The sequence below is a fragment of the Pseudomonas sp. GXM4 genome (genome assembly GCF_008923895.1).
In the GTDB taxonomy this organism is placed as follows: Bacteria; Pseudomonadota; Gammaproteobacteria; order Pseudomonadales; family Pseudomonadaceae; genus Aquipseudomonas; species Aquipseudomonas atacamensis.
In genome coordinates, this window is sequence record NZ_WBRZ01000453.1 from 1 (window position 1) to 2,255 (window position 2,255).

Below are 2,255 nucleotides of genomic sequence, written 5' to 3' on the forward strand. Positions count from 1 at the left end.
AAGCCGCACGATTTTTCCATCGTGCGGCTCTTTAACAGCGGTCTATCAAGTGTCTTGCTTGTTGCTCAGCACTTTACCGGTGGTGGCATCAAAGTCCACGTCGAACTCTTTGCCGTCAGCAGTCTTAAGTTCAACTTCGTACTCGTAACCATTGAAGTGGTTATCCAGGTCGGTGTCGGTAATCGTTGCGCCCGGGTGCAGTTTCAGTGCTTCGGCGTTCATCGATTCCAGCGACTTGATCTTGCCGTCCTTGACCAGTTGCGGGATCTGGTCGATGCGAACATCGGCCTGAGCCAGGCCAGCGGTGAGAGTCAGGGCAGCGGCGGTAAACAGGGCAGTCAAAGTTTTCATCGGTTCATTCCTTGGCAGTGCGTTGAAGTGGTTGATCTGTGTAAGTGGGTTCAGATTAACCAGCGCAACTTAACTCACCCTTAAATCTCTGCTTCGCGATAAAACTGCTCTTTGTGGGAGCGAGCCTGCTCGCGAAGCAGGCGACTCGATAACAACTTAGAAACCGTTCTTCTTCAGAACCTCATCAACACTGCCAACAGCCGGACGCTTGTAAAACTTCAACAGTTCACTGGTGCGGTTGGTAAAGATGCCGTCGACACCCGCCGCCATGACTTTCTCGTAGTCCACCGCCTCGTCGACCGTATAAACATGCACCAGCATGCCCTGATCGTGGGTGTACTGATTCATCCACGGTTGCACCAGATCGGAATAGCTCTGATCACCGCCATGAGTCAGCTTCGCCGAAGGGCCGGTGCCGATCGCGCCCTGGGCCTTGGCGTAGTCGACCCATTGCTTGAATTCCGCTTCCGACTTCGGTTCCTGCTTGCCGTAGAAAACGTTTTTGTCTTTCTCGCCGGACGCGGCAAACGTCACGGCGGATTTAGGCTCGATGCTGCCTTCGCCGACCCACAACAGCAGAATCTTCGGCACTTGCGGCATTTCCTTTTCCAGCAATTGCAGGCTGTTTTTGTCGAAGGTCTGCAGGATCACCTTGCCTTTGCCCTGACCGACGCCGAGCGCACTTTTCGCCAGTTTCGAACCGGCCGGGCTCAGCCAGCCGCGATCCTGGAGTTTTTCCTTGAGGTCATGTTCGATGCCGGGAAACAGCTGCGGCTCTTTGGTTTCGATGTACAGGCCCGGCTTGTGCTGCGGGTTGGCGCGGGCGATGTCGATGATTTCATCGAGGGTAAGAATCTTCAGCCCGGCGTAGGACGGGCGTGCGCGGTCAGGATATTTGCTGTTGAACCAGCTGCCGGCATCAAGGGTTTTCAGTTCGGCCATGGTGAACGCGGTGGCCGGGCTGTCCTTGCGCTCGGGGAATTTGCTGGCGACGTCGGTGGTGCGTTGCAGGTTGTCGTCGTGCAGGGCGAAGAGCACGCCGTCCTTGCTGCGCTGCAAATCCATTTCCAGGTAATCGGCGCCGAGGTCACGGGCCAGTTTGTAGGCCGCAGCGGTGGATTCCGGGGCATCGAACGACGCGCCACGGTGGGCGATCACCGCCGGATGCGGAATGCCATGGGCAGCAGCGATTGCCTTGGGCTCCGGGTGGCTGGCGGCATGCGCCTGACCGAGGCCGAACAACAGACTCAGCACCAGAGCGCTTCGGGTAAAAGTGGCAGGCATGGTCGAGTTCCTTTCGCAGGTTTTTTTCGAGACGTACCTTTTAACAACTGAAGCGCCGCAGGGCTATCGCCAGACCGACATAAACCGAGCAAAACGGAAATTTCCTGCACTTTTGTGGCGCTGTTTGCAGTACGCTTGCCCTCGGCAGACGCCCCGGCAGAGGGCGCGCCGCTACATTGCCCTGCGTGTAAACCATCGATCATCTTTCGTGAGGTTTACCATGCGCATCACCTCCCAACTCATCTGCCAGGCCGCCGACGATCTCAAAGGCTTCGTCGGCCTCAACCGCAAGACCGGCCAATACATCGTGCGCTTCAGCGAAGATTCGTTCGGCATGGACGTGGCCGACGACGGCATCATCCCGGCCAGTGAATTCGTCTGGGCGACGGCGTCGGACACCACCATGACCCTCAAGCGCGAATTGATTCAGTTGCTGCTCGATCAACACATCGACGACCGGATCAACATCACCGAACCGTTACGGATTTATATGAGCAAGGTTGAAGTGCCGGAGATTGTGGCGGTGCGGAGTCTGGTGCGCGGTTGAGGCTTTGCAGTGGGGTTGCGGGCCTCTTCGCGAGCAGGCTCGCTCCCACAGGGATTGTGTGAACGCCACAGAT

Annotated in this window: 3 protein-coding genes; 1 reads left to right on the forward strand and 2 read right to left on the reverse strand. The window is 57.3% G+C overall.

Translation table 11 applies throughout. The annotated features are described in order from the left end of the window. Nucleotides 1–45 precede the first annotated feature (45 nt). Both F8N49_RS27310 and F8N49_RS27315 read right to left on the reverse strand, forming a co-directional pair. Nucleotides 46–351: a PepSY domain-containing protein gene (locus tag F8N49_RS27310; RefSeq protein WP_030142484.1), complete on the reverse strand. Its 306-nt coding sequence runs from the start codon at nt 349–351 to the stop codon at nt 46–48. 156 nt (nt 352–507) lie between these two features. Continuing rightward, complete coding sequence (locus F8N49_RS27315) at nt 508–1,635, reverse strand: glycerophosphodiester phosphodiesterase (protein ID WP_073472083.1); 1,128 nt, start codon at nt 1,633–1,635, stop codon at nt 508–510. A gap of 220 nt (nt 1,636–1,855) precedes the next feature. On the opposite strand from F8N49_RS27315, the gene F8N49_RS27320 reads away from it, so the two are divergent. Beyond that, nucleotides 1,856–2,182 (forward strand): DUF2025 family protein, encoded by a 327-nt coding sequence (locus tag F8N49_RS27320; protein WP_151553277.1) that lies wholly within the window; start codon nt 1,856–1,858, stop codon nt 2,180–2,182. The last annotated feature ends 73 nt before the right edge of the window (nt 2,183–2,255 follow it).

Bases quoted from the DNA above. Each gene is read 5' to 3' on its own strand.
- F8N49_RS27310 (WP_030142484.1), bottom strand. From the start codon at position 351: ATGAAAACTTTGACTGCCCTGTTTACCGCCGCTGCCCTGACTCTCACC.
- F8N49_RS27320 (WP_151553277.1), top strand. From the start codon at position 1,856: ATGCGCATCACCTCCCAACTCATCTGCCAGGCCGCCGACGATCTCAAA.
- F8N49_RS27315 (WP_073472083.1), bottom strand. From the start codon at position 1,635: ATGCCTGCCACTTTTACCCGAAGCGCTCTGGTGCTGAGTCTGTTGTTC.